At 41.8% G+C, this 25231-nt stretch carries 24 protein-coding genes and 1 pseudogene; 9 read left to right on the top strand and 16 right to left on the bottom strand.

Annotated features, from left to right (window positions below; translation table 11 throughout):
• Positions 1-15: 15 nt before the first annotated feature.
• Both sodC and FTV48_RS01485 read left to right on the top strand, forming a co-directional pair.
• Positions 16-558 carry a superoxide dismutase family protein gene (gene sodC, locus FTV48_RS01480; RefSeq protein WP_005168781.1) on the top strand — a complete coding sequence of 181 codons (543 nt, stop codon included), beginning with the start codon at positions 16-18 and terminating at the stop codon, positions 556-558.
• 302 nt (positions 559-860) lie between these two features.
• Positions 861-1163: a DUF3817 domain-containing protein gene (locus tag FTV48_RS01485; RefSeq protein WP_179999174.1), complete on the top strand. Its 303-nt coding sequence runs from the start codon at positions 861-863 to the stop codon at positions 1161-1163.
• 74 nt (positions 1164-1237) lie between these two features.
• On the opposite strand, the gene FTV48_RS01490 is transcribed toward FTV48_RS01485, so the two are convergent.
• From FTV48_RS01490 to FTV48_RS01510, 5 genes and pseudogenes are all read right to left on the bottom strand, one after another.
• Positions 1238-2467 carry an MFS transporter gene (locus tag FTV48_RS01490; RefSeq protein WP_179999176.1) on the bottom strand — a complete coding sequence of 410 codons (1230 nt, stop codon included), beginning with the start codon at positions 2465-2467 and terminating at the stop codon, positions 1238-1240.
• Positions 2468-2639: 172 nt separating this feature from the next.
• Positions 2640-3224, bottom strand: coding sequence for a hypothetical protein (locus FTV48_RS01495; RefSeq protein ID WP_100535197.1), 585 nt, complete (start codon positions 3222-3224; stop codon positions 2640-2642).
• Positions 3225-3306: 82 nt separating this feature from the next.
• A complete protein-coding gene (locus FTV48_RS01500) occupies positions 3307-3684 on the bottom strand; it encodes a hypothetical protein (RefSeq protein ID WP_100358170.1) in 378 nt (125 codons plus the stop codon).
• Positions 3685-3787: 103 nt separating this feature from the next.
• Positions 3788-4123: pseudogene (locus FTV48_RS01505) on the bottom strand (RNA-guided endonuclease TnpB family protein); the annotation flags it as partial.
• A gap of 171 nt (positions 4124-4294) precedes the next feature.
• Positions 4295-5704: an FAD-binding oxidoreductase gene (locus FTV48_RS01510; protein ID WP_179999178.1), complete on the bottom strand. Its 1410-nt coding sequence runs from the start codon at positions 5702-5704 to the stop codon at positions 4295-4297.
• A gap of 354 nt (positions 5705-6058) precedes the next feature.
• Between FTV48_RS01510 and serA the strand changes: the two genes are divergently transcribed.
• The gene (gene serA / locus FTV48_RS01515; protein ID WP_005094251.1) at positions 6059-7291 is read left to right on the top strand and encodes a phosphoglycerate dehydrogenase; all 1233 of its coding nucleotides are present in this window, start codon (positions 6059-6061) and stop codon (positions 7289-7291) included.
• Between the two features lie 115 nt (positions 7292-7406).
• Complete coding sequence (locus tag FTV48_RS01520) at positions 7407-8273, top strand: EamA family transporter (RefSeq protein WP_005168793.1); 867 nt, start codon at positions 7407-7409, stop codon at positions 8271-8273.
• 55 nt (positions 8274-8328) lie between these two features.
• On the opposite strand, the gene FTV48_RS01525 is transcribed toward FTV48_RS01520, so the two are convergent.
• Positions 8329-9477, bottom strand: a complete 1149-nt coding sequence (locus FTV48_RS01525) for a hypothetical protein (protein ID WP_179999180.1) — start codon at positions 9475-9477, stop codon at positions 8329-8331.
• Between the two features lie 310 nt (positions 9478-9787).
• Here FTV48_RS01525 and FTV48_RS01530 point away from each other — a divergent pair, with 310 nt between their 5' ends.
• Positions 9788-10666 (top strand): DMT family transporter, encoded by an 879-nt coding sequence (locus FTV48_RS01530; protein WP_034608362.1) that lies wholly within the window; start codon positions 9788-9790, stop codon positions 10664-10666.
• Positions 10667-10814: 148 nt separating this feature from the next.
• Here the strand turns inward: FTV48_RS01530 and FTV48_RS01535 are convergent, their stop codons facing one another.
• From FTV48_RS01535 to truB, 3 genes are all read right to left on the bottom strand, one after another.
• Positions 10815-11282, bottom strand: a complete 468-nt coding sequence (locus FTV48_RS01535; protein ID WP_005168802.1) for a hemerythrin domain-containing protein — start codon at positions 11280-11282, stop codon at positions 10815-10817.
• Between the two features lie 126 nt (positions 11283-11408).
• Positions 11409-12176: a TSUP family transporter gene (locus FTV48_RS01540; protein WP_179999182.1), complete on the bottom strand. Its 768-nt coding sequence runs from the start codon at positions 12174-12176 to the stop codon at positions 11409-11411.
• 14 nt (positions 12177-12190) lie between these two features.
• Positions 12191-13096, bottom strand: a complete 906-nt coding sequence (gene truB, locus FTV48_RS01545; RefSeq protein WP_100355151.1) for a tRNA pseudouridine(55) synthase TruB — start codon at positions 13094-13096, stop codon at positions 12191-12193.
• Between the two features lie 152 nt (positions 13097-13248).
• Between truB and FTV48_RS01550 the strand changes: the two genes are divergently transcribed.
• From FTV48_RS01550 to FTV48_RS01565, 4 genes are all read left to right on the top strand, one after another.
• A complete protein-coding gene (locus FTV48_RS01550) occupies positions 13249-14277 on the top strand; it encodes a lipase secretion chaperone (RefSeq protein WP_179999184.1) in 1029 nt (342 codons plus the stop codon).
• 387 nt (positions 14278-14664) lie between these two features.
• Positions 14665-15675, top strand: coding sequence for a triacylglycerol lipase (locus FTV48_RS01555; protein WP_005094261.1), 1011 nt, complete (start codon positions 14665-14667; stop codon positions 15673-15675).
• Between the two features lie 81 nt (positions 15676-15756).
• On the top strand, positions 15757-16728 hold the full coding sequence (locus tag FTV48_RS01560) for a triacylglycerol lipase (protein WP_179999186.1): 972 nt from the start codon (positions 15757-15759) through the stop codon (positions 16726-16728).
• 134 nt (positions 16729-16862) lie between these two features.
• Positions 16863-17831: a triacylglycerol lipase gene (locus FTV48_RS01565; protein ID WP_179999189.1), complete on the top strand. Its 969-nt coding sequence runs from the start codon at positions 16863-16865 to the stop codon at positions 17829-17831.
• 83 nt (positions 17832-17914) lie between these two features.
• On the opposite strand, the gene rplS is transcribed toward FTV48_RS01565, so the two are convergent.
• The 7 genes from rplS to FTV48_RS01600 form a co-directional block, all read right to left on the bottom strand.
• Complete coding sequence (gene rplS, locus FTV48_RS01570) at positions 17915-18292, bottom strand: 50S ribosomal protein L19 (protein WP_005094271.1); 378 nt, start codon at positions 18290-18292, stop codon at positions 17915-17917.
• A 186-nt stretch (positions 18293-18478) separates the two neighbouring features.
• Positions 18479-19213, bottom strand: a complete 735-nt coding sequence (gene trmD / locus FTV48_RS01575) for a tRNA (guanosine(37)-N1)-methyltransferase TrmD (RefSeq protein WP_179999191.1) — start codon at positions 19211-19213, stop codon at positions 18479-18481.
• 27 nt (positions 19214-19240) lie between these two features.
• Complete coding sequence (rimM, locus tag FTV48_RS01580; protein WP_074383613.1) at positions 19241-19789, bottom strand: ribosome maturation factor RimM; 549 nt, start codon at positions 19787-19789, stop codon at positions 19241-19243.
• Positions 19790-19807: 18 nt separating this feature from the next.
• Positions 19808-20065 carry a 30S ribosomal protein S16 gene (rpsP, locus tag FTV48_RS01585; protein WP_005094274.1) on the bottom strand — a complete coding sequence of 86 codons (258 nt, stop codon included), beginning with the start codon at positions 20063-20065 and terminating at the stop codon, positions 19808-19810.
• A gap of 142 nt (positions 20066-20207) precedes the next feature.
• Positions 20208-20642 (bottom strand): type IV pilin protein, encoded by a 435-nt coding sequence (locus FTV48_RS01590; protein ID WP_100355155.1) that lies wholly within the window; start codon positions 20640-20642, stop codon positions 20208-20210.
• Positions 20636-21265 (bottom strand): type IV pilin protein, encoded by a 630-nt coding sequence (locus FTV48_RS15105; RefSeq protein WP_179999192.1) that lies wholly within the window; start codon positions 21263-21265, stop codon positions 20636-20638. Before FTV48_RS15105 ends, FTV48_RS01590 begins: the two co-directional genes overlap by 7 nt.
• Before the next feature lies 1 nt (position 21266).
• Positions 21267-25229, bottom strand: coding sequence for a hypothetical protein (locus FTV48_RS01600; RefSeq protein WP_179999193.1), 3963 nt, complete (start codon positions 25227-25229; stop codon positions 21267-21269).
• Positions 25230-25231 lie beyond the last annotated feature (2 nt).

The raw sequence follows: 25231 nt of genomic DNA on the forward strand, positions 1-25231 counted from the left end.
CAGGATGCCAATACCATGTCTTCATTGTTTAAAATTACGACACTTTGTGCGCTCAGTGCTGCACTTTTCACAGGTTGCGCCTCGACTTCTCCATCGAATGAACTGGTCAGAGCCGTGACTGTAAATGCAGTAACCGCTGAGGGGATAGGTCAAGAGATTGGCACCGTATTACTCAGTGACAGTCCAGCCGGTCTGGTGATACGTACCAACCTGAAACAGCTCCCTGCCGGTGAGCGAGGTTTCCATATTCACGAAAATGGTTCATGTGCACCCGCCATGAAAGATGGCAAGATGGGGGCAGCACTGGCTGCCGGTAGTCATTACAATCCGAACCAGTCACCCAATCATGGTACGCCGGTGACCGGTCACCTCGGTGATTTGCCTGCATTAAAAGTCAATACTGACGGTACTGCCCGTGTCACCCTGCTTGCACCACGTTTGAAACTGGCAGATCTTCAGGGTCGTGCCATTATGGTTCATGCCGGCGGCGACAACTATTCTGACAACCCCTTACCATTAGGTGGTGGTGGCGACCGCATTGCATGTGGTGTGATCTAAACAGATTAGTGTAGATATAAAAAGAAAAAGACGGGCTATCTGCTCGTCTTTTTTCATGAAATTTTCTTTAGAGTTGGTATCTAAATAACTTTTTTACTCTTGAAATAGATCAGTTTATTGCCGGAAAACTTAAAGTTTTTTTGCAGTTATGCCATCAATAACAATATCGTGAAACTCAATAACCAACCGCTTTACTCGGTTATAACTCATTATAAATATTGAATATATTTTTATTTTTAAGATTTAATCTTCAATTTATATTGGGTACACTCAGGGTTAATTTAATTAAATCAGTATGTCTTATGAACATCAAAACTTTACGTCTGGTCGGTTTGTTTGAAGGGATTTCATTTCTGCTACTTTTATTTATCGCGATGCCCGTGAAATACATGATGGATAATCCGATTTTAGTGAAATATGTTGGTATGGGGCATGGCGTACTATTTGTACTGTTTTTAGTGGTGTTATTTGCGGTCTGTGAAAAGCAAAAATGGTCGCTCAGCATGTTTTTGATGGGCCTGATCGCTTCAATTTTGCCATTTGGGCCATTTTTGTTTGATCTGAAATTAAAGAAACTAGAACAGCCCATCGCTGAGCTTCAATAGATATTAAAATCCTCTCTCCCAGAGGGAGAGAGTTAGAGAGAGGGTATAGCCTTCCTTTATAAAAGGAAGGAGCTTTAAAACTCCCCTCTCACCTTCCGCTCAGAAATAATCTGCTTTAAGCTCAGACGCGGCAAAGTAAACCACAATGCAATCAAAATGAAAGAGGCGATGCAATAGGCCCAAATGTCATAGGCTTCATAAGCCATTCGAACTGCTTCAATCACCACAAAAAAGCTCAGCATCAGGATAATCGAAACCGTAGCAGCCACCGTACCTTTGGACACTTCAGAAGACATCAGTGCAAAACGGTACAGCACCGAGAAACTTACGCCTTCACCAAGGCTGATACAGGTGGTGCCGATAATCAGGCAATGCACAAAATAATCTGGAATAAACAGACCGAGTATTAATAAGCCTGTACCAAACAGCATCAATGGCACACCCAAGAGTACAGTTTTCCCTAGCGGCATTTTGTCGATGATTTTTAGCAAAACCAGATTACCGATAATCAAGCCGCCCAAGACCGGAAACTGTGCCAGACCATATTGCACGCTGCTGAATCCAAACTGCTCGACCAGAATCACGGGTGACAAGGCAATCCATAACATCAACGGCAGGCTGACCAAAGGTAGTGCCGCGGTCATAATCACAAAGCGTTTATTTTTTAAAACCTGTTTAAAGTCATCCAGAATATAGCTAAACGGCTGCTTCGGAACACTGACTTTCAGGTTTGGCATTTTGGCTTTCAGGCCGAACCAGCTTAAAAATGACAGAAATGCAATGCCGATAAAGCCCCAATGCCAGGAGATATGATCAATCATAAAGGCACCCAGCACCGGCCCGAGCAATGGCGCCAGTAAAGAAACATTGGCCATGAGTGCCATGACTTTAATGGCATCGCGCTCTTCGAAGCTTTCCTGAATGGCGGCATAACCTACGGCGGTAATAAAGGATAAGCCAAAACCCTGTAAAAAGCGCAGGAATAAAAAGCTTTCGATATTGGGTGTCAATAAAATGGCCAAACAGCTAATTGTGAAAAATGCCACGCCGCCCAAGAGTACGGTTTTACGTCCAAGACGATCGGACAATGGCCCCAAAATCGCTGCAACAAATGCCCCACCCAACAGGAAAAAGGACATGGAGGATGGCGCCCATGAACTGCTTATCCCAAAATCACGGGTAATCGATAGCATGGCTGGTTGGATCAGGTCATTACAGATATAGACGGAAAATTCAAACAGAACCAGTGCCAGCGGGAACATGAGTGTGGCACGGGTCAGTTTTTGGGTTTGGATGTTTTGCATGGGAGTTTTTATTGTCACCCTGCTCGTTTAAGCAGGCTAAACTTTGTCTAAAATAGAAAGAGGAAATTTTAGCAGAGTCCTGTTTTTAAGTCCGTTCTCTTTTTTAATGACCTACTCAAAACAAATCAATGGAGGATACATTATTCATCTATATTCTAATAATTTATAAAAATCAAATAGACTCTACTGAGTTCCACTCTTGAAACCATTTTTCTTTTCTAGGATTTTCAAAATGAAGAATTTGTTCTACTAAGTCTATAATTAGTTGATCAATATCTTTTGCTATCGAAGATCCTAACGTTATTTTTGAAATACTTCCACTTTTTAATTGGTCACTACAGTCTAATCTAGAGTAATGATAGTTAGCCCTATCCATGATAAATTTATCAATATAATTAACATATCCTTCTGTTGAAAAATGGTCTTGAGGAAAAAATTTTACTAAGCTCAGCCAACAGAATCTTAAAAACCAGATTAAGTCTTCATTACCTTTCATCATATTAAGAGCAATTTCGCTATCCCAATTGATATGACAGTTTAAATACACTTCTCTTTTCAAGTCAGGTAAAGAAAAAATAAAATTTTGATCTGCCTCTAATTCACTATCTTTCTCACGATACAATAATTTTTCTCGTAGGATTTTTTCTGATTTTCTTTTATCGTAATTGGTATAAAACCTATTTAGATAGAATAATAAGAGTGAAGCTAAAAATCCTCCAATCACGCCAATTGTAGCGGCTAATATATTTGAGTCCATCAACTCCCCCCTCTTCCCAAAAGCAAAAAGCGCATCACTAAGATACGCTTTTAACCAAATTCTGACTAAAGATCAAACACTATTATGGGCAGGCTGCTTTCTGGAAGTTTCTGGTATTTGAACCACGTGCACACTGATATAACTTTTCAGCATTGTGCATTTTCCAGCTTTTCTGTTCTTTTTTGAAATGATAAATGGTCTGAACTGATTTGACCGAATCATCCAACAAACCTGTTTCAGTCACTTTCACCTGCCCAACGGTGGGTGACTCCACATTATTAAAAAACTGACGAATCTCGACTGTTGCCAGTTCATTACGTAAATCAGGCCTCATTTTAAGTACCTGATCCAAAGGTGTATCCGAAGAAGACTGCACTTTTGCAATCACCTGCTGGGTAGTGGTACAACCCGACATCATCATACCCAGACCTAAAGCTGTAACCGCCAATAACCGTAACATATTGTTTAACCCAGATTATCCTTATTATACAAATTCATCATGCCGCGCTTTTCAGCTTAACGCTATTTAGACTATGTAACCCCATTTACACAGCATTGACATCTTTGATGGCTACTTTCTTGAAAGGAATCCAACCAAGTGATCTTCTCGCTGACTTCTTATTGCTCACACGCCATTTCAGCTTTGCTTTCTTGAACTGTTTTCTTCGAGTGATTAACTCTTCTGTAACAGCCTGAATGGTTTGGCTATGTAGATTGCATTCTTTCGATGCGCCTTTGGTGTACTTGGCAACATCATAAGCTGATAGAAATTCACCTTTTCTTTTTAGATGTTTAAACCCTAAATCATTGACATAATTCCAGACAAAATTCACCTCAGATGCCAATTGGTCTAGCACCTTGCAATGTTTGTCTTTTATGCGTAATTTGAGTGTTTTCATGTGGTTATATTAACAATTTTTTCTCTATACCCTATGTGGGGCAATTCTTAAAACGACATCTTATGTCGTGTCGCTTATATCTCTGCTCTGAAGGACAGAGTTTTACGCTTCATTTGATAAAAAAAGCGCAACTTGCGATGCGCTTTTGTAAACTTTTAAAATCCGATCAGATTAAAGATCAAATAATTTACCCGGGTTCATAATGCCATTTGGATCGAACACTTGTTTCAGGGCTTTCATATATTCAATTTCTTCCGCAGAACGTGAATATTCAAGGTATGGCTTCTTGGTCATCCCTACGCCATGTTCGGCTGAAATTGAACCATCATATTTTTTCACGGTGTCAAAGACATACTTGTTTACTACCTGACATTTAGCGAAGAATTCATCCTTGCTTAAATCCGCTGGTTTCAAGATGTTCAAATGCAAGTTACCGTCACCGATATGACCGAACCAGCAAATTTCAAAGTCTGGATAGTTCTCTGCAACAATTGCATCAATTTCTTTAATAAATGCAGGAACGTGCGTGATCAATACTGAAATATCATTTTTGTATGGAATAAACGGTGCGATTGACTCAGAGATGTCTTCGCGTAAACGCCATAAGCTTTCGACTTGGTCCAGACTTTGGCTCAGAACGCCGTCCAGTACCCAACCTTGTTCCATACAATGCTCAAAAATTTCCATCGCCTTGTCCATAATCGGCTCAAACGGCGCTTCAAACTCAAGCAAAACATAGAATGGACATTCAGTTTCAAATGGACGTTGTACATGACCATTGGCCAATACTTTTTGCATTGCCAGTTCACCAAAGAACTCAAATGCTGTTAAATCAATTTTCGCCTGGAAAGCATGCAATAACGGCATGATTGCATCAAAATCAGGTACACCCAGTACCATCACTTGCAGGTCTTGCGGTTGACGTTCAAGCTTGATTTCTGCTTCAGTCACCAGACCCAGCGTACCCTCACCACCAATGAACAAGTGTTGCAGCGCATAACCGGTGGCATTCTTGATCATGCCTTTGTTCAGACGCAATACATCACCTTTACCGGTCACCACCGTCAGGCCAAGTATCCAGTTACGGGTCATGCCGTATTTAATGACTTTAATACCACCGGCATTGGTGCCGATGTTCCCGCCAATCTGGCTTGAGCCCGCAGAAGCAAAGTCAACAGGATAATACATACCCTGATCGGAAGCATAGTTTTGCAACTGTTCAGTCACCACGCCTGCCTGCACGCGAACCATCCGGTCTGCCGGGAAGAATTCCAGAATCTGGTTCATCTTGTCCATGCTCACCACAATCTCGCCATTGGCTGCAACTGCACCTGCAGACAGACCCGTACGACCGCCTGATGGGGTGACTGCAACATTAAACTGGTTTGCCAATTTTACGATGTCTTGAACCTGTTCAGTCGTCGAAGGAAAAACGATGACCGATGGGTTTGGATCAAAGTGTTTCGTATGATCACGACCCCAATTCTGGAGGCTGTCCGTATCGGTTTTAATACGGTTTTCACCCAAAATTGCCGTCAATTGGGTCAATAACTCAGGGGTTAAAGCGACTGGAGCATTCATCGTTTGCAGACCTAGCATGATTTAAACAAGAGAGACTTCGCTGGTTTATTTGCATATTTTTTAGGCATAAAAGCCTGTATACAAATCAGGCGAAACATGATGATTAAAGCACCAAAAATGGGAGCTTAAACAGCATGGCGCAATATTATAAGCTATTTTTTGGGGTTTCCCGCGAAAAATGACAATTTTGATAATATACCTTTGAAAATACAGATTTAATTCAACCAGAATTATAAGCATTGATCATATATCTGCTCAAAATACCTGAGGTGACTGTCATCAAGGAAATGTATAACCGCCCTTTTCCTGTGCTATTATACCGCGACTAAATTTGGCCTTTGTAGCGGAGCCGTAATGAGCCAACATCTATCTCTACCTAAAGATAAAATCCGTTTTCTATTGTTAGAAGGCGTTCACCAGAACGCAATCGATACATTGAATGCAGCTGGATACACCAACATCGACTATCGTAAAACAGCGCTCGAAGGCGAAGCGTTGAAAGAAGCGATTAAAGATGCTCACTTCGTCGGTATTCGTTCCCGTACTCAACTGACTGAAGAAGTATTTGAAGCTGCGAACAAACTGATTGCAGTAGGTTGTTTCTGTATCGGGACCAACCAGGTGAACCTTGATGCTGCGATGCGTCGCGGTATTCCGGTATTTAACGCCCCTTACTCAAATACCCGTTCGGTTGCTGAACTGGTATTGGCAGAAACTATTCTTCTTCTGCGCCGTGTACCTGAAAAATCAACAGATACACATGCAGGTGGCTGGAACAAATCGGCTGTCGGTTCATTCGAAACACGTGGTAAAACTTTAGGTATCGTAGGTTACGGTTCAATCGGTTCACAACTTTCTGTACTGGCTGAAAGCCTAGGCATGAAAGTAACCTACTATGATGCAGTCACAAAACTACCTTTAGGTAATGCACGTCAAGTCGGCTCTATGGGCGAATTACTTGCCAATGCAGATGTGGTTACTCTACATGTTCCGGATCTGCCATCTACCCGTAATTTCTTTGGCAAAGAACAGTTTGCGCAAATGAAAGAAGGTGCAATCTTCCTGAACGCAGCACGTGGTACATGTGTTGTGATTGAAGATCTGGCAGATGCGATCAAGTCTGGTCACATTGCTGGTGCTGCAGTAGACGTATTCCCGAAAGAGCCGAAAGCCAATGGTGAAGAATTCGTTTCTCCACTGCGTAACCTTCCAAACGTGATCCTGACTCCGCACGTGGGTGGTTCGACCATGGAGGCACAAGCCAACATCGGTCTGGAAGTTGCTGAGAAATTCGTTGCTTATTCAGATAAAGGTATGACTTTATCTGCAGTGAACTTCCCAGAAATCGCACTGCCATTGACTGAAGGTAAACACCGTTTACTGCACATTCATAAAAACATGCCGGGCGTTCTTTCTAAGATCAACAACCTGTTTGCTGAACACGGTATTAACATCTCTGGCCAGTCTTTAATGACCAAAGGTGATGTCGGCTACCTGGTGATGGATGTAGACGCGACTGCATCTAAAGAAGCACTCGATACCCTACATGAAGTTGAAGGAACAATCCGCGTACGCGTACTGTTCTAATTTAACGATATGCAAAAACCACAGCTTTCGGGCTGTGGTTTTTTGTTTTTTAAGGTTTTTATTTTTCAGCCTTTACTGTTCTTCCGCTCTTCGAGAAATCGAAACCTATTAAGTTATGCTGAATTTTAAAATTGCACCTATTGTACAAGCGCCACTGATTCTCCTGATCGCGATGATCAGTATGCAAAGCAGTGGCTCCTTTGCCAAATATCTGTTCGGTCAGTTTCCCATTCTGACCGTTTCAGCCATGCGTCTGCTTTTGGGTGCTGTAATTTTGGCATTGATTTTTAAAATTTGGCAAATTCATTTCAGACAGATCAAGTGGCCGGCCATTCTCAGTTATGGTCTGGCCCTGGCAGGTATGAACCTGCTGTTTTATCTGTCTATTGATCGCTTGCCGCTGGGCATTGCGGTTGCTTTTGAATTCATTGGCCCTTTAAGTGTGGCGCTGTTTTATGCGCGGCAAAAATTTGATTTTGTCTGGGTCGGATTGGCGATTTTAGGCCTGATTCTGCTGTTTCCCTTTGATCAGGCTGCACAGCCACTTGATCCGGTCGGGATTCTATTTGCCCTAAGTGCGGGTGCCTGTTGGGCGCTATACATCGTCGCTGGGCAAAAGCCTTCCGGGGTTTCCGGCAACCATACCGTGTGCTTGGGCATGTTGGTCGGGATGCTGGTACTGATGCCAATTGCACTTTTTGCTGGCATTCCTGCGCATACCTTTGAACCCATCAGCCTGTTATATTTCATGGCTCTGGCTGTGCTGGCCAGCGCCCTGCCTTTTACCCTGGAAATGATTGCCCTGCGAAATTTAACCGCCTTGAGTTTTGGTACTTTGATGAGTCTGGAACCTGCAATCGCAGCACTCTCTGGTTTTATCTTCTTGGGTGAAACTTTATTGTGGACACAATGGCTGGCACTGACCACGATTATTAGTGCTTCAATTGGCTGTACGGTGACCAGTCAAAGACGAAAACATTGAATAAAAATAAAGGCGCTTAAGCGCCTTTATTTAAAATACCTTTATTAGAATCATTTTAACGTGGTGTTGCGTCTTTAATCGCCGTATTTAATACAGTGGCTGCTGTCACATTATAGCCATCACATGCAAAAGCAAGCTGATCATAAGTGTATTCTGTCCATTTGATCATTAAAGAGCTTGCATCTTCTGCCTTTAATCTGTCCAAGGCAACCTGTCTTGATTGGGCAATATAATCGTCATGATCAATATGTTCCCCATGTTCCGAGAAGGCACTATCATAAATTCCTCCCTGATATTCGATCGCACCAAAATATTTGTAATATTGCATAGCAGCATCTTTATATTCTGCCTTTTTATATTTCAAGCCAGCCATGGTGCCATCTCGAATAGTTTTTGCCAGCTCCTGGACAGACGTTTGTGCCTGCCAATCAGCCAGCGTGCGATAGTCAGTTTTTGTTTCCGGATCAAATTCAATATATTCTTCTTCCGGATGTTCAGCCTGAAGACGGAAACATTTAGATCCATTCGGGAATGTGCGCGCCTTCTGCAAATCAATAAAATTGGCTGCAAACTCATTATAATATTTACGGTCAGCGGCTGTCGTATTATCACTATTAAATAACACTCTGGTTGCAGCATCCTCATACATTTTCACCACAGCAATATTGGTACGTTCAGTTAATGCTTTTCCTGACAGGTCGTACCACTCTATATGCCGATGATTACTGATGTTGTTCTCCGGTAGGGTCACAGGACGACTCTTAAATTGAGTGGTCGTATTTTCCAGTACTTTTTCCAGCTTATAGCCGAATGCTGTACGGGTCCGATCTGCAGGGAACACCCCTTTAGCGGTGACATAAGTCGGGAACACCATGTTCTCCTCAATATTATATTCAGTATCCACGACACTGTTATCATCCGCATATAATATGCCGTCAGTAATTTTATTTTTATGACTGGCCAATAGAAGTTTTTTCGACTCCATGTCTGCTGCATCAGCATTCGGCAAGTTGAACTGATAGTTGTAGAATTCCGACACTGTGTCTGATGCTCCATCACCCGGGGTTCCAGGATTGTTCGGATTACCTGGATTGGTCGGAGCCGGTTGGCTAGGGACTGGTGTATTATTATCCGAATTATCAGAGCTACCACATGCTGCAAGCATACAGCCCAAAATGGCGCAAGAAAGTATTCGTAATTTCATTATTATCTACCTTATTATTTTCATTGTTATTTTAATGCTGCCCCGAATTGGGATCTAAGATATTTTAATAAATATAAAAATAAGATCAAATTAAAAATTGATTAATTTGTAACCACACCTGAGGTAAGTTTAATTTTGAATTTAAAACTTCACATATTTGATTGAGCTAAAATGTAAATTGATTATCTCCAAACTTAAGTTGCATTCACAAAATATTGCTCTGGCCTACTCAGCAAAAATCAACCAGTTTGCTATAATTTCATTTCTTTCTATTTCTCATTTTCACCCGCTCTGGGTAGAAGCTGCTTTCATGCCAAACGCCCAACTTCTTGCCGTATTCTTCATGGTCTTGTCCATGACTTCGTACCAGATCAGTGCATCTTTTGCCAAACAGCTGTTTAGTGTACTGGATCCGATTACTGTCACCATTTTAAGACTCTGTTTTGCTGCAATCATTGTCTGCGTCATGTTCCGCTCTTGGAAAATAATTTCACGTTTGCCTTTTTTAAAATGGCGGGATTTACTCTGCTATAGCGCGGCTTTAGGGGTCATGAATATTTTATTCTATCTGTCACTTGGTCGTTTACCGCAGGGCATTGCGGTAGGTCTGGAGTTTATTGGCCCTTTGGGCCTGGCTCTACTCTCGATTAAACACCGTAGTGATTATATCTGGGTATTGATGGCCATTTTGGGCATCGCGCTGATGGTGCCATGGGGACAGGCCAACAGCAGTAATTTTGACCTGTTGGGCGCAGCTTGTGCCTTGGGGGCAGGTTTCTGCTGGGCGCTGTATATTTTCTTTGGCCAACGTGTAGTTCAGCAGAATATCGGCATGCATGCACTGACCATTGCCATCAGTATTTCAGCATTGTGTCTGCTGCCGATCGGGCTCTACAACAACGCGCCCGCATTGATTGATACACAACATTGGGGCAAGGCCATTGTGATTGCAATTCTGGCCACCGCGATTCCTTATGCCCTCGATTTAAAAGCCTTACAGCATTTAAACAAAATGAGTTATGGCACCCTGTCCAGCCTCTCTCCGGCTTTAGCAGCTTTGACCGGTTTTCTGTTATTGGGTGAGAAAATCACGGTACTGCAAGCGGTCGCTCTGGTGTGTATTATGCTGGCCTCTGTCGGTGTGACAGTACGTGCCGCGCGTCAAGGAGCTGCAGAGCGGAGTGCATAAAGCCTGATTGGGATCTGGGCAACTGACTCAATATTTTCATTCATTCTTGTGCTTTCTTCATTTGGAAGAAATACCTCAAAGAAATGAATCCGGATAAAAAGATGGCTGTAGCGCCATCTTTTTTATTTATTTGATTTGAAGTTAAAATTTAGCTTTGTACCAGCATATCTTTTTTCATGTCTTTATAACGTTGATATTCATTTTTGTACTGTACTGCTAAAGCGGTCTTTTGCTCTTCACCGAGAATTTTACCTGCCTGCTGGAAGAAACCATGTTCCTCTTCTTTTAAGTGGTGATGCACTTTTTCGGAAAGCTTTTTGGCAATTGCAATCCAGCCCGGATTACTCAACTCTGTTGCAGTCAGCTCTTCAATCATCTCGTCCATTTCATGATGTTCGGCCAAGGCATGCCGAGTAATATTCAAGCCCGAATCAGTCATCATCAGGGGGATATAGAAATAACGGTCTTCAGCCGCTTCATGGGCAAATAATTCATTCTTGAGTTGTTTGAACAGCTCACGACGTTCTGCTGTATCCCCTGAAGTTTGTAGTAATTTTTCTGCAAGATCACGCTGAATTTCATGACTTTCTCTTAATGCTTCAAAAATGGTGGTCATCTAATTTTTCTCCTGTTTTCGCCCTGCCTTTTTACATCATAGAAAGAAAATGGCATGGGTTCAGGAGGTTTTATAAGTACAAATTGTATAAAAAACTTTAATATTGAGAATGGTTTACATCTATTCTTATATAAAAAACATCTGATAGGCCATCCGGCAAATCAGTAAACTGACCAGAATCAGGAATAAAATCCGGATAAAGCCACTGCCATATTTAAAGGCTAATTTGACACCCAGCAAGGAACCACAGATATTGGCCACCGCCATCATCGCCCCGACCATAAATAGCACATTGCCGCTGGGAATAAAGAAAGTTAACGCTGCCAGATTGGTGGTGAAATTGGCAATTTTAGATAAAGCTGAAGCATGTAAAAAATCGACACTTAAATAACGAATGAAAAAGAAAATAAAGAAACTGCCCGTGCCCGGCCCGAAAATTCCGTCATAAAATCCGATGGCCAGACTGCCCAAAACTGCCAATACCAACATTTTTTTGGTGAGCTTTTGCTGAACATGCACCTGACCAAACTGCTTTTTCATCACGGTATAAATCGCGATGACAATCAGCATGATCAATACAAAAGGTTTGAGGATTTCGACCGGAATCAAGGTGACACTGGCCGCGCCAATAAACGAGCTGATGAAACTGCAAGCTGCAATCACGCCCAAGAGCAACCACGGCAGTTTTACCTGACGCAAATAGGAAAATGCCGCAGAGCCAGTACCGAAAATCGAGGCCAGTTTGTTGGTACCAAATACGGTAGCCGGCTGTAAATGCGGCAGACTGCCCATAATTGCCGGAATCTGGATCAGACCACCACCGCCTACAGCAGCATCAATTGCCCCTGCAAAAAATGCAAAGACAATCAGGCTGATGATGATCTCAATATCCATATTTCAGACCTTGCTTAGAGGTTTAAGACGCGTTTTGGCACCAGGCGTTTTTTATCACTAATTTCTGCCAAGCCTAAACATTTTTCACCATCAAAAACCAGTACCTGTTCAGCTGCATCGTGCTCGATATTACTTTCCATGCCACGGCTAAAATATTCTGCACGCCCTTCTGGCACTTGGACTTGCGGGAAATGTTGCACCGGTGCATAAGCCGGCAACAACAACCTATCACGCTCGTCTTCATTCAAGCTTTCCAGATATTCAATGGTATAACTCGGGATCAAATCAAAATGACCGGTTTTAATGCGGTGTAAATAGGTCAGATGGCCGTAAGTACCCAAGGCTTTGGCAATATCTTCACCAAGTACCCGGATATAAGTCCCTTTAGAGCAGGTAATATCCAGCGTGATGCTATTTTCAGTAAAGGATAAAAGCTCAATGGCCAGAATGCTAATCGGGCGCGCTTCACGTTCAATCTCGATGCCCTTACGTGCCAGTTCGTATAAAGGACGGCCTTCTTTTTTCAGCGCCGAATACATCGGTGGCACTTGCTGGATATCACCGATAAACTGTGTCAAGGTTTCTTGAATCAACGCTTCCGAAAGTTCAGGAACCGCTTTTTCTAATAAGACTTCGCCTTCGACATCGCCGGTGGTGGTGCTATGTCCAAGAAAGACCGTCGTTTGATAACGCTTGACTGAATCTAATAAATAATGCGAAAACTTGGTCGCCTCACCTAAACATATCGGTAATAAACCCGAGGCCAGAGGATCCAGTGCCCCGGTATGGCCTGCTTTTTGCGCACGATACAACCAGCGAACTTTTTGCAATGCAGCATTAGAACTAATGCCCAAGGGTTTATTCAAAAGGAAGACACCACTAAGATGACGACGCTGAATTTTAGAAGATGATGCTTTCATGGCAAAAAATCAGACATTTTATAAATTGGCGCCATGGTAAAACCCTGTGCGATGATTTACAACTTTTCTATGGTATCTGATGATTTTTATGGCATATTCAGCTGAATCAAAACTCTAAAAATAATGAAACCGAAAAAACAGGTGCATAGGATATGCAGAAATACAAAATATGGATCATTCTGGCTCTGGTGGTGCTGTGCTTTATCACCCTGATGCTCTGGCTATCTCCTCAGAATGAATCACAGACAGAGACTATTGGCCAATCACCTCTTAGTGAACGCCGCGGCGAACCTGCCGCATTAAGTATGACCAGCCCTGCCAATGCAGCGTTTTCCAGTGCCAGCCAGAAAGATACCGAAATCAATTGCCAGATGCAGCTGGATGCGAGTAACCGTCTGACTGTCAATGAACAGACTCGAAACTGTTTTGAATATTTTATTACCCAGTTTGGTGAAAAAAATCTGGCGCAGATTCAAAAGGATTTTAAAACTTACATTCGCCAGAATCATAAAGAACCCGCTCTCTCACAAATTCTGGATTTATGGGATCGCTATATTCAGTATCGTCAAGGTTTAGGCCAACTGACTGCACCGACAGGCCTCGATCAGGAAGATCCGGCCTATTACCGCAGCATCTATAGCAGCACCCAGAATTTGCGTAAACAATATTTTTCTAATTATGAAATTGAAGGTTTATTTGGTACCGAAGACACCTATCATGAATATACGCTTGACCGTATGGCCGTGCTGGCAGACAACAGCTTAAGCGAGTCTGAAAAAGCCCAGAAGCTCAAAAATCTGTTTGAACAATTACCACAAGACTGGCAGGAAAATCTGGAACAACTGAATAAACTCGAAGATTTACGCAAACTCAGCGCAGACATTAAAGCGCGTGGTGGCTCAAATGTAGAGATTCGTCAAATGCGATTAAACCTGGTCGGCCCTGAAGCCACGCAACGTCTGGAGCAACTGGATGGCGAACGTGCTAGCTGGAAATCCAGTGTCACGACGTATCTCAATGAACGGGATAGCATCATGCAAAGTGGCATGAGTGACAGCGCCAAACAGCAAGCCGTCGAGAAGCTGCGCCAGCAACGTTTTCAACAGCCGAATGACCAGCTGCGGGTCGAAACCTTTGAACAGATTCATGATCAAGGCGGCAAGTTGCCCTTTGCGAATTAAGCCTAAAAGCCATCACCTGTTGATGGCTTTTTTTATGATCCTCATATCGAAAGCTTTATGCCTTCATATCTCCCGCCCTAACTTTGTTTCTAAATATTTCTTGTTTACACAAAATAACCGTAATGAGTGTTTTGTATTTCAACAACTTAAAATTTAAATACAGCCGTAAATAAAACATATTCTTACAATGTAAATCTCTTCTCTCTGTCGTGTCCTAAAATGACATGGTTTTAGCGCGTTGAAGTGAAAAAATACCGCTACTCAAAAGAAAAATTGCTCAGCCATAGAAGGCCAAAACTGTATGGTCCAAAGTCTGCTTTTGTGGCTTATAACACTCTAGAAAAGCAATGATTGCTTTAATAACGATAAAATTAAAAAGGGATGCTTATGCGTACTTTCAGCAAGACAGCACAGTTACTGACTGTGACTTTAGCAACAACTCTGGGATTAAGCTTTTCTGCACAGGCCCATGCCGCGGCAAGTGCGACACAGGTCACTGAAAAGGCCAGATCTGATTATGCCAAAACCAAATATCCTATTCTGATGGTACATGGCTGGCTAGGCTGGTCACGCATTGGCACCGACAGCATCGGGCTGGATTACTGGTATCAGATTCTACCGGATATGGCACGCAATGGTTCTACCGTCTTTGCTGCACAGTTGTCTCCGGCAAATAAGACAGCACATCGCGGTGAACAGCTGATCAGCCAGGTTGAAGATGTGATAGCAATCACCGGTAAACACAAAGTCAACCTGATTGGTCACTCTCATGGCGGGCCAACCGTGCTCTATGTCGCTGCCACTAAACCAGAATATCTGGCATCGATTACAGGCGTTGCTGGTACCTATCATGGTTCTAAAGTTGCTGACGATATTCAAAGCAATAGTTTAAGCCGCACCGCGTTTAATATTTTAGGTGACTATATTGTGGGACCTTTAATTGCACTCGCTCAGCTTAAACCTGAACTCGAAATCGATTTTGATGCATCGATGAAATCACTAACCCAAACAGAATCAAAAAACTTTAATGCAACTGTTGCAAAAGAAGCAGTCAAAGACGGCGTTTTAGCAGCGACTGAGAACTGTAATAAAAACCTCAAACCTAAAGATTCTAAAGGTATTTATTACTATTCATGGACAGGTGTGGCACAAGCCACCAATGCCTTAGACATCGATACGATTTTAATGCAACTGGGCCCACTGTCTTATGGCAATAAAAACAATGATGGTATGGTCGCACGTTGTAGTGCTTATATGGGTAAAGTGATTAATGACAATTACAAACTCAACCATACCGATCTGGCCAACATGATGTTTGGCTTGAAAGGTCTATTCGCTCCAGATCCGGTGACGTTATACCGTCAGCATGCCAACCGCTTAAAGCTACAAGGTTTGTAAGCGGCTCGCCTTTATCGGGATTGATAAAGGCTTTGCTATATAAGCGGTCATCATTTTCCCGGATGAAGCAGAGATAGAATAATGAAAATAATAAGCCTGGTATTCAGTCTATTTATTGGATTCAGTTGTTCCTTGGCTTATGCCAAGCAGAGTCCATTGATTGAATATACACCCAAATTCGCTATATCCAGCTACGCCAAAACCCATTATCCGCTCATCTTTGTCCATGGCTTCGGTCTGGGCTTTAACCGCATTGGAACCGATAACATCGGTTTAGATTATTGGTATCAGATCCCGCAAGATTTAGCCCGTCATGGTGCGCGTGTATTTTCCGCGGAATTATCTGCGGTTGCATCCAATGAACTACGTGGTGAACAGCTGTTACTACAAATTGACGAAGTTCTTGCACTGACGGGTAAAGCTAAAGTCAATCTGATTGGACATAGTCAAGGTGGACCAACCATTCAATATATTGAAGCTGTTGCACCTGCCAAAGTGGCTTCACTGACCGCAATTGCAGGTGCGATGAAAGGCACACCTGTTTTTGTCAATGCCAGCCAGACACCTTTACTAGAACCGCTGATTCATGCCATTGGAACAATTCTGGGCTACAGCATGAATCTGGTAACATCAAATCAATATCCCGTAAATATCACAGCGGCCTTAAGTGCCATGCATCCTGAAGACATTCGAGCCTTCAATATAAAATACGGTTCTGCTGCGATTCCTGAAGACTGTCAGACCCAAGGCATGAAGATCACAGCCAATGGCATTCATCATTACTCCTGGATGGGCAACCGGCAAACCACCAATCCTCTGGATATCATTGAATCGACTATTGTCAGTTTAGGCGGGACTTTCTTGAAAGGTGAAGCCAACGATGGCGCTCTACCTTTATGTAGTGGACGTTATGGTCAGATCATTCGTCAAGACTATGCTCACAATCATTTCGATGAAGTGAACCAGTTCTTCGGCATTTTAGGGCCTTTTGCCCAAGACCCGATTGCACTCTATCGCCAACATGCCAACCGGCTCAAACTGCAAGGCTTATAAATCATTCACTGTTATCCATCAATCATAATTTTTAAATACAGCAACTTAAAACCTAACTCGCCCGTTTCGGATGGGTCATTTAGCAAAGCAGGATAAGAATCATCCTGTCAAAACAACAAAAATGAGGAAAATATATGAAATACGGCTTATTCATCACCAGTCTGCTGCTGGCTGGCACATGTGTCACGGCTCAGGCATCCACTCAAGCCAGTCAGGTCACAGCGAAAGCCAGCTCACACTATGCCAAGACCCAATATCCCATCGTGTTTGCACACGGGATGGCAGGCTTTATCCGGGTCGGAACAGATCAGTTTGGTCTGGATTACTGGTATCAGATTTTACCGGATCTGGCCCGCAATGGTGGCAATGTCTGGGCGACCCGAGTATCGCCGTTTAACTCATCAGAAATTCGCGGTGAACAACTCTTAGAACAAGTGAAGGAAATTCGGGCGATTACAGGGGCATCTAAAGTCAATCTGATTGGTCATTCTCATGGTGGTCCCACGATTCGTTATGTCGCTGGTGTAGCACCTCAACTGGTCGCCTCTCTGACTGCGGTCGGTGCGCCGCATAAAGGCTCACCAGTTGCAGATCTGATTCTTCAGGCAGAAGATACGCCACTACAAGGCCCTTTGGTCGGTGGGATTAATCTGGTGTCTAAAGCCATCACCTGGGCCCAAGGACTGGATCCAAACAGCTTCCCGCATGATTCTCTTGCAGGTGGTCGCAGTCTGACACTGGCAGGATCGGCACAATTTAATCAGAAATATCCGTTGGGAATGTCAAGTACGACCTGTGGCGAAGGTGCCTATAAACAGAATAATATTTATAGCTATTCATTTACCGGCACCGGCACAGTCACCAACATTCTCGATCCTGACTCTGCTTTGAAAGTCACCAGCCTGCTGATTGATGGTGGCAAGGACAATGATGGTCTGGTCTCTCGCTGTAGTGCCAAATTTGGTAAAACCATTCGTGATAACTACAACTGGAATCACTTAGATGAAGTCAATATGGTCTTGGGCCTGAAAAGCATCTTTGCCCCTGACCCGGTCGATGTGTATCGTCAACATGCCAATCGATTGAAACTGCAAGGCTTATAGTTCTTATATAAATATTAGGATATAAAAAATGCGCCCAAAGGCGCATTTTTTAACTCGAGATAAAACTTAACTTGAGCCTAAACTTAAGAAGCTTTAACTTTACGAGCTGGTAATTTTTCACGGATACGTGCAGCTTTACCAGACAATTCGCGTAGGTAGTAAAGTTTAGCGCGACGAACGTCACCACGACGTTTCACTTCAACTTTAGCAACGATTGGAGAGTGAGTTTGGAATACACGCTCAACACCAACACCGCTAGAAATTTTACGTACTGTGAACGCAGAGTTCAAGCCACGGTTTTTCTTCGCAATTACAACACCTTCAAAAGCCTGAAGACGCTCACGGTCGCCCTCTTTAACTTTTACAGAAACAATCACTGTATCACCTGGTGCAAAAGCAGGGATATCTTGTTTCAATTGTGCATTTTCAATTACTTGAACTAAAGGATGCTTACCGCTCATGGGGTATCTCCAATAATGCGAGTCAGAAGAGGTCTGATCATCGCGGGGGCTAGAGGCTAAAGCGCATAGACCCGATTATCTTTCCCTTTAAAGTTGACCATCTCAACTTTAAAGAGCCTATTAAAGAATACTTAAACTCAATTTAAGTACCATTTTCGAAGACAGCACCAATTTCTCAGCAGTGTCTTACAAATCTTTCAGCCATTTTTTTTGCTGCTTGGTCAATTCCACTTGTTCGACCAGTTCAGGTCGACGTTCAAGTGTTCGCTGATAACGCTGCAAAAACCGCCATTTTTTAATGTTTGCATGATGACCTGATTTAAGTACCTCAGGCACATCCAAACCTTCAAACTGGTCAGGCTTGGTATATTGTGGGCAGTCTAACAGACCATCCACAAAGGAGTCTTGCACATGGGATTGCTCATCAGACATCGCCCCCGGAAGCCTCCGGATAATACTGTCTAATAAAACCATCGCTGGCAGTTCACCACCCGACAAAACATAATCACCAATTGACCATTCCTGATCAACATATTGCTGGATCAAACGTTCATCGACCCCCTCATAACGCCCACACAGTACAATCAATCCGTCATATTGAACGAAGTCCTGTACCGCAGCTTCATTTAAGGTCTTTCCTTGCGGTGACATATACACCACAGGAACCTGAACTGCACCTGCTTCACGAGCAAGCTCTTTGGCACGGTGGATTGCTTGTGCCAAAGGCTCCGCCATCATCACCATACCCGGACCACCACCGAATGGACGTTCATCCACCCGTTTGTAGTTGCCCGTCGCAAAATCGCGAGGATTGATACAATGAATTTGCATCAAATCACGTTTTGCTGCGCGCCCGCTAATACCGTAGGCTGTAATCGCTTCAAACATTTCAGGAAAAAGCGTAATGACTGCAAAAAACATCGCAGACTCCCTTATTTCCAAAAAGTGTTAGTAGTCTACGCCCCAATTGACGTAAATACGACCAGCTTCAAGATCAACGCGTTGTACCACATCTTTATGCCATGGAATCATGCGCTCTTCGCCATCGATACTGTCGGCAGTTGCGCGAACCACCATCACATCATTGGCACCTGTTTCAAACAGTTCAAAAATTTGACCGAGATTAATTTCTTGATCCTCATCATTCAGACCTAACACTGTTAGACCCTTTAAATCAGACCAATAATATTCATCTACACCCGCTTGAGGCAGTTGCGATTTAGCAATCCAGACATTGGTGCCAACCAGTTGGTCTGCCCCAGTGCGATCACTCACACCTTTAAGCGAAACAACCAGGCCTTTACCATGTGGTTTCCAACGTTTTACATCAACAATTTGCCAACCTGCTTTGGTCTCAATGTACCAAGGCAGATAGTCAAATATGTTGCTCATGGGTTCTGTATTGGAATAGACCCAGAGCCACCCATTTAATCCATATGCTGAACGTAGCTGTCCAATCTGAATACGATCTTCGGGAACATTCTGTGTTGGTGTCATGGGCAATCTACTACCATATTAAACAGCAGTTGCAGCTTTTTTAGCTTGAGCAGCTAAAGAAGCAACGCGATCTGAAGGTTGAGCACCTTGAGAAACCCAGTGAGCAAAACGGTCAGCATCTAAACGAAGTTTTTCTGCTTTACCTTGAGCTGTCGGGTTGAAGAAACCGATACGTTCGATGAAACGACCGTCACGTGCATTACGGCTATCAGTTACAACGATTTGATAGAACGGACGTTTTTTAGCACCACCGCGAGTAAGACGAATAACAACCATGATAGAACCTTATAGTTTTTACGGATTATCCCTGCACCGACCACCGATACATTTCAAACCCCTTTCATAGAGGGCAACATTTTACGCGAAGTTTACCCTGAATGAAAGATTAAAAGTAGGTTAGCTACAATTTTGGGTTTAGTTAGCGGCCGTCCCAAGTTGTAGCAGGTGAAAGATTGGAACAACTGGTTTGACCTTTGATCCATAACCGCTCTCCTTTATAATTCAAACACAGCCAACCGTTATCTTTTTGAATTGTGCCCATCTTCGGTTTAGCTACCAAAGTCCATGTAGAAGCTGCTGTAGGTGAAGGGTCAAAAGCGACATCATACAAACCATTAGATTTAGGAATAGTACTAGCCCCATAAAGCTTGAGTACTGTTGCCTCCTTAAATGATCCATTTACACCTTTATACTCATTCATTCTTTGAGCAATGAACATCAGTTCTGATTGAGTCTCTACTCGATTTGTTCTAATTTTATACTCAGAATATGATGGGTAAGCAATTGCAGCTAGAATAGCAATAATTGCTATTACTAGCATCAACTCAATCAAGCTAAAACCTTGTTTCACCATGGCTGAGCCCCATCATCTTCAGTACCACAGGTAAAATAAGTAACTTTAGTATAGTCCTCTTTATTCATACACTTCGTACCCGCGCTATTAAGCAATAATTTATAATTTTGGCCATCCAGACTTTCAGCTTGCATTGCCCAATTACTACCAATGGCAAACATATCTGATTGTGTGACTTTATCAAAATTAATTGTCTTATTTAATTTATCAAGCTTAACTTCAGCTGCATTCACACCCGTAATCTTTCCATCCTCATCGACTATGAATTCATTAACTGAATAAAAGCCAATAATTGATATTTTATAACGGGGATTTGTAGTATTTAAAGGAAGTTTTATTTCTTGAGCTACGGAATCAAAATTACCATTAACAACACCCGCTTTATCTGTATACAGATAGGATGCATCAAATCCCTTATAGCTAAAGTTCTTGGCTTTATGGCGTTCGAGCTGTTCTGCTAATTTTTGCATCTCCTGCTGGGCTTGAGCTAAATTTCCTTTCCTAATGTAGTGTTGATATGAAGGCAGTGCAATTGCCGCTAATACAGCGACAATCACAACAACAATCATCAACTCAATTAAGGTAAAACCTCGACTAAGAGTTTTTAAATAATATATTTTCATATTACTGTCCCTTAGTAGAATAACGTTCATACCAACGATGAGGAATGAATTTTAAAGCACCGCCCGCAGGAATAAAGCGATTTCCTGCCGTTGGGCAGTCTGCTCCAATACATTTAATATTTTCCTCACGAGTTGGATCAGGAATAATAATTCCTTTATTACCTTTATTACTCGACATAGGGCCTACGTTCAAGCTAACAATACCCGAACCTAAATTATATTTAAAATTAGCTTGCTCTTGACAGACACCCGTTGGTAAACATAACCGTTGAGTGAAACTATTCCCTTTTACACCTGCACCACAAGTTTCAGTTGATCCTGCCTCTGAAGAGTCATATAGCGTTGCATAAAGATTACCTTCCATAGCAACCAATGGTGTAATCCCTTTAACAATTCCTGCGGTTTCAACACCATCCTCTATATTTTTATTTAATTTATAATACCAGCCACCCCATCCATCAGTAGCACTAATTTTTGCACCGAGCATGGTAGTTGCATTTTTATTATTAGTAATAGTAGTTAATGGCATTAACTGCTTTAGTTCCGGTTTCAATGTATCTAAAGATAATATCTTATCTTTATTTTTACTATCAGACGCAGAATTGTCTGGATAATATTCACCTGTTGGAAGAATATCATATTGATAGATGCCATAGACTGCATCCATAGCAAGTCCTGTTACGTCTTTTTGTGGAGATTCACTTGTACCCAATAATGGCGAACTCTTGTTACCAGATATGAATGTTGCCATCACAATATTCCCGCCTTCTGTCTTACCTGCACTATGATGTGCAGTAAATACAGGTGGCAAATAGAATCTCGGACTTTTACCATTAGAATTATTTAAATTTAAAATTCGAGTAACTTGAGGCTCAAATGTAAAACCGGTTTTATCTATATTCGGTTTATTTAAATCAACCCGGAAAGCTTGGCCAGCCAAATCTCCAAAGTAAAGATGATCGACAATTCCATCATTATTTCGGTCAACTGTTTTAATTTCACTCACAACACTGTATTTTAAATTATCATTTTTGGTATATTTATCGGGCTGCAAATAATTTATATCTGCAGTATCTACTTCAGTATGTTTAGTTTTACTCGCATACCAAAGTAAATCACCATTATCCGCATCAAACATATATACACCAGATCCAATTTCATTCTTAGCATCTAGATCTTGTCTATAATTATATTTTTCATATCCTCCATAACCATTACGAACACCCTTATCATCATAAGTACCATCACCATTAAGGCCACCTGCATCATAACCACCGCCAACAAACATGACGAGTTTCCGTTTTCCATTCCAGTTAACGTAATCGAGCTTAGGCTTTGACCAACTTTGACCCATATTTCCTATAGCAGGATAATGCTTAATACTTAAATCTATAGAACCATCTTTATTTACTTTTGATTTTCGCACAGTCCCGGTAGTCGGATCGATATGAAATTTAATTTTTGGCTTATATGAATTAGAATCACTTAGTCCTGTTAAATCAAGAGCATAGTAGCTACGCCCACCCATACGTAATCCACCATAAACCCATTGTTTCCCTTGCAAGTTTTCTTTTTCATTTTCATTGCCCCCAGCTACATTTCGAACAGCACCATCAACAGTTAAAGTACCGTCATCTTTACTAACATAAACAGTATGCGCTGCCCATTCTCCGTCTACACCATAATACAAACCATCTTTACCGTGATCCCAAGTACCTGCACCATATTTAAAAAGCTCATACTGTTTTTCAGCCATTTCTTTAGGTAAAAAACTGAATTTTTCAACACCTGTCTCTGCATCAACCACATGTAAAAGGCCCTGTGTTGTACCAAAGAGTACGTAATCTTTACGACTTTCTGTATCAATCACAACTTTCTTATCGGCATTGAGTTTCGCTACTGCCTCACCTTCTTGAGTAAGTAAAACAGGCAATGAATGCAATAAACTGCCCATCTGGCGCATATTTGCAGGTTCATTTACTAAATCTTGATTTGCATTGGAAATATTATAACCAAGAAGTCCCATTAGTCCTTTGATACGATTAGCATTATCAGTCTTGGTTTTTGCATCAGTTGTATATTGATGTGTAATTCGTACTAATCCTAAATTCTGCTTAATTTGATTACCTGCACTTTCTGTACTATCAAACTCATAATCAGTCAATAAATTACGACCTGCAATCGTTGAATCAGCTGAAATTGTAGTACCTAATGGCATTTTATTTAAAGCACCATACTTAGCATAAATAGAATCACCTTGAGATATAGTTCCATTTGCCCAAATATCTCGAACATCTTGCAGACGACTTTTTTTATTTACTTCTACAACAACTTTCTTCGTCCCATTTTCATCTGCAAATACACCATTATTCACCACATGGAATTTTTTTAGGTTACCAAACCATAATTGTTGTTTTGCATCATCATCAACTTTAGGTTCAAACTGAGGAAAATATGAATAGGGTTGAATAATTTCAGGATTTAATGCATCTAATGGAATTGTGGATGAACCTGTACTAATACTCGGAATAGCACCACCAACCTTACCAATAAATTCATTTAAGCTCTTTACAACTTCATCTGACTCTCTCGCTGCAATAAAGCCACCTTGTCCATAACTACCTCCATCTTCAGCTAACAAGCCCCAATCATAGGCATTTTTTGCATCTTGATTCATATCCGTATAATCACCATCAAAGACTGAACCAAAACCAACAACAGCTGTTAGCACTTCTCGTTTCGCTTCACTTACGCCTAAAGCTTTTTTTACTATATCTACATCATTCAAAGATTGAGAAAATGCACCAATCTGACTCCAAAATGCTCTATAGGTCCCGCCCTCATTTGCCCCCCCAGTCAAGCTAGAAGTTTTATTATAAGAATTCAACCCTAACGCTTTTCCCATCAAGACGCTATTATCTGTATCTTTAGGCGATTGAGGCTGGCCGTCTGTTAAAAAATAGATTCCTTGACCACTACATTCTGCTGCACCTGCAGATTTGTCTAACGGAGAAACATAATTTGCTCCTGAAACGAGAGAACTATCTACCGCTTTAGATAAATTGATACCACTATAATTTCCTCCACCAGTGGTCGTACCCAGAAGATAAGCAGCAGCTTCAGCATAAGCCGCTGAAGTAGGTGTGCCACCTGTTCCGTTAAAGCTTGAATTTTTAATAAGATCTAATACTTTTTTTCGTTGTGTAGAACCAACTGGCCCCCAAGTTTCAGCTGGTATTCGAATATAACCTCTTAAATTATTTTCATTACCACCAACATAAGGGAACGTTCCTATACCAATTTTTACATCCGCCTTAATGCCCACCTCTGTTTCCTCATCATAGACTGGCATTGTAGCAAGAGTGTACAAAGCATCTTTTAAGCGACTCATTCGATCATATATTTTTTTATTTTTTTCTTCTCGAAAATAATAGTTTTCACTATCTTTAGTGTAATCATTTATATTAGGTTTACTAATTAATGTTGTGCATAGATTTTTATTAAAAGTACCTTCCACTCCACATGAATACCATTGCTCAGTTGGGACTGGTGTACACCACGGGTCCCATCTACCACAATCTTTCTTAGGGATTTGCTTGAAGTAAAAAGTTCGTATATCAGCTGTACAAAACCTTCTCGAGTAACCACCAGCAGAGCTAGGCAGAGTTTCCCTATACGATGAATTATTTGTATATTTTTTATTTGTGGCACTTTCAGGAAAATCGCATGCACTGCTTCCAACTACTGATACATCCATACTACCAGATGTATCCAACATCATCACAACCACACCAGAACTCGCGGTTGCTGAAGGTTTGGTATAAATCTCTATATCACTCGCATACGTACTAGCACTTTGAGCAATTACTAGAGTAATTGAAGCTGCTAAAGTAGAAAGTTTAAGTTTTTGCATAATTTTTTGTTCACCCGATAGAGGATGCTTAAGGATATTTATTTTTCTCATTT

The organism is Acinetobacter sp. YH18001, assembly GCF_013416975.1.
Lineage (GTDB): Bacteria > Pseudomonadota > Gammaproteobacteria > Pseudomonadales > Moraxellaceae > Acinetobacter > Acinetobacter pseudolwoffii.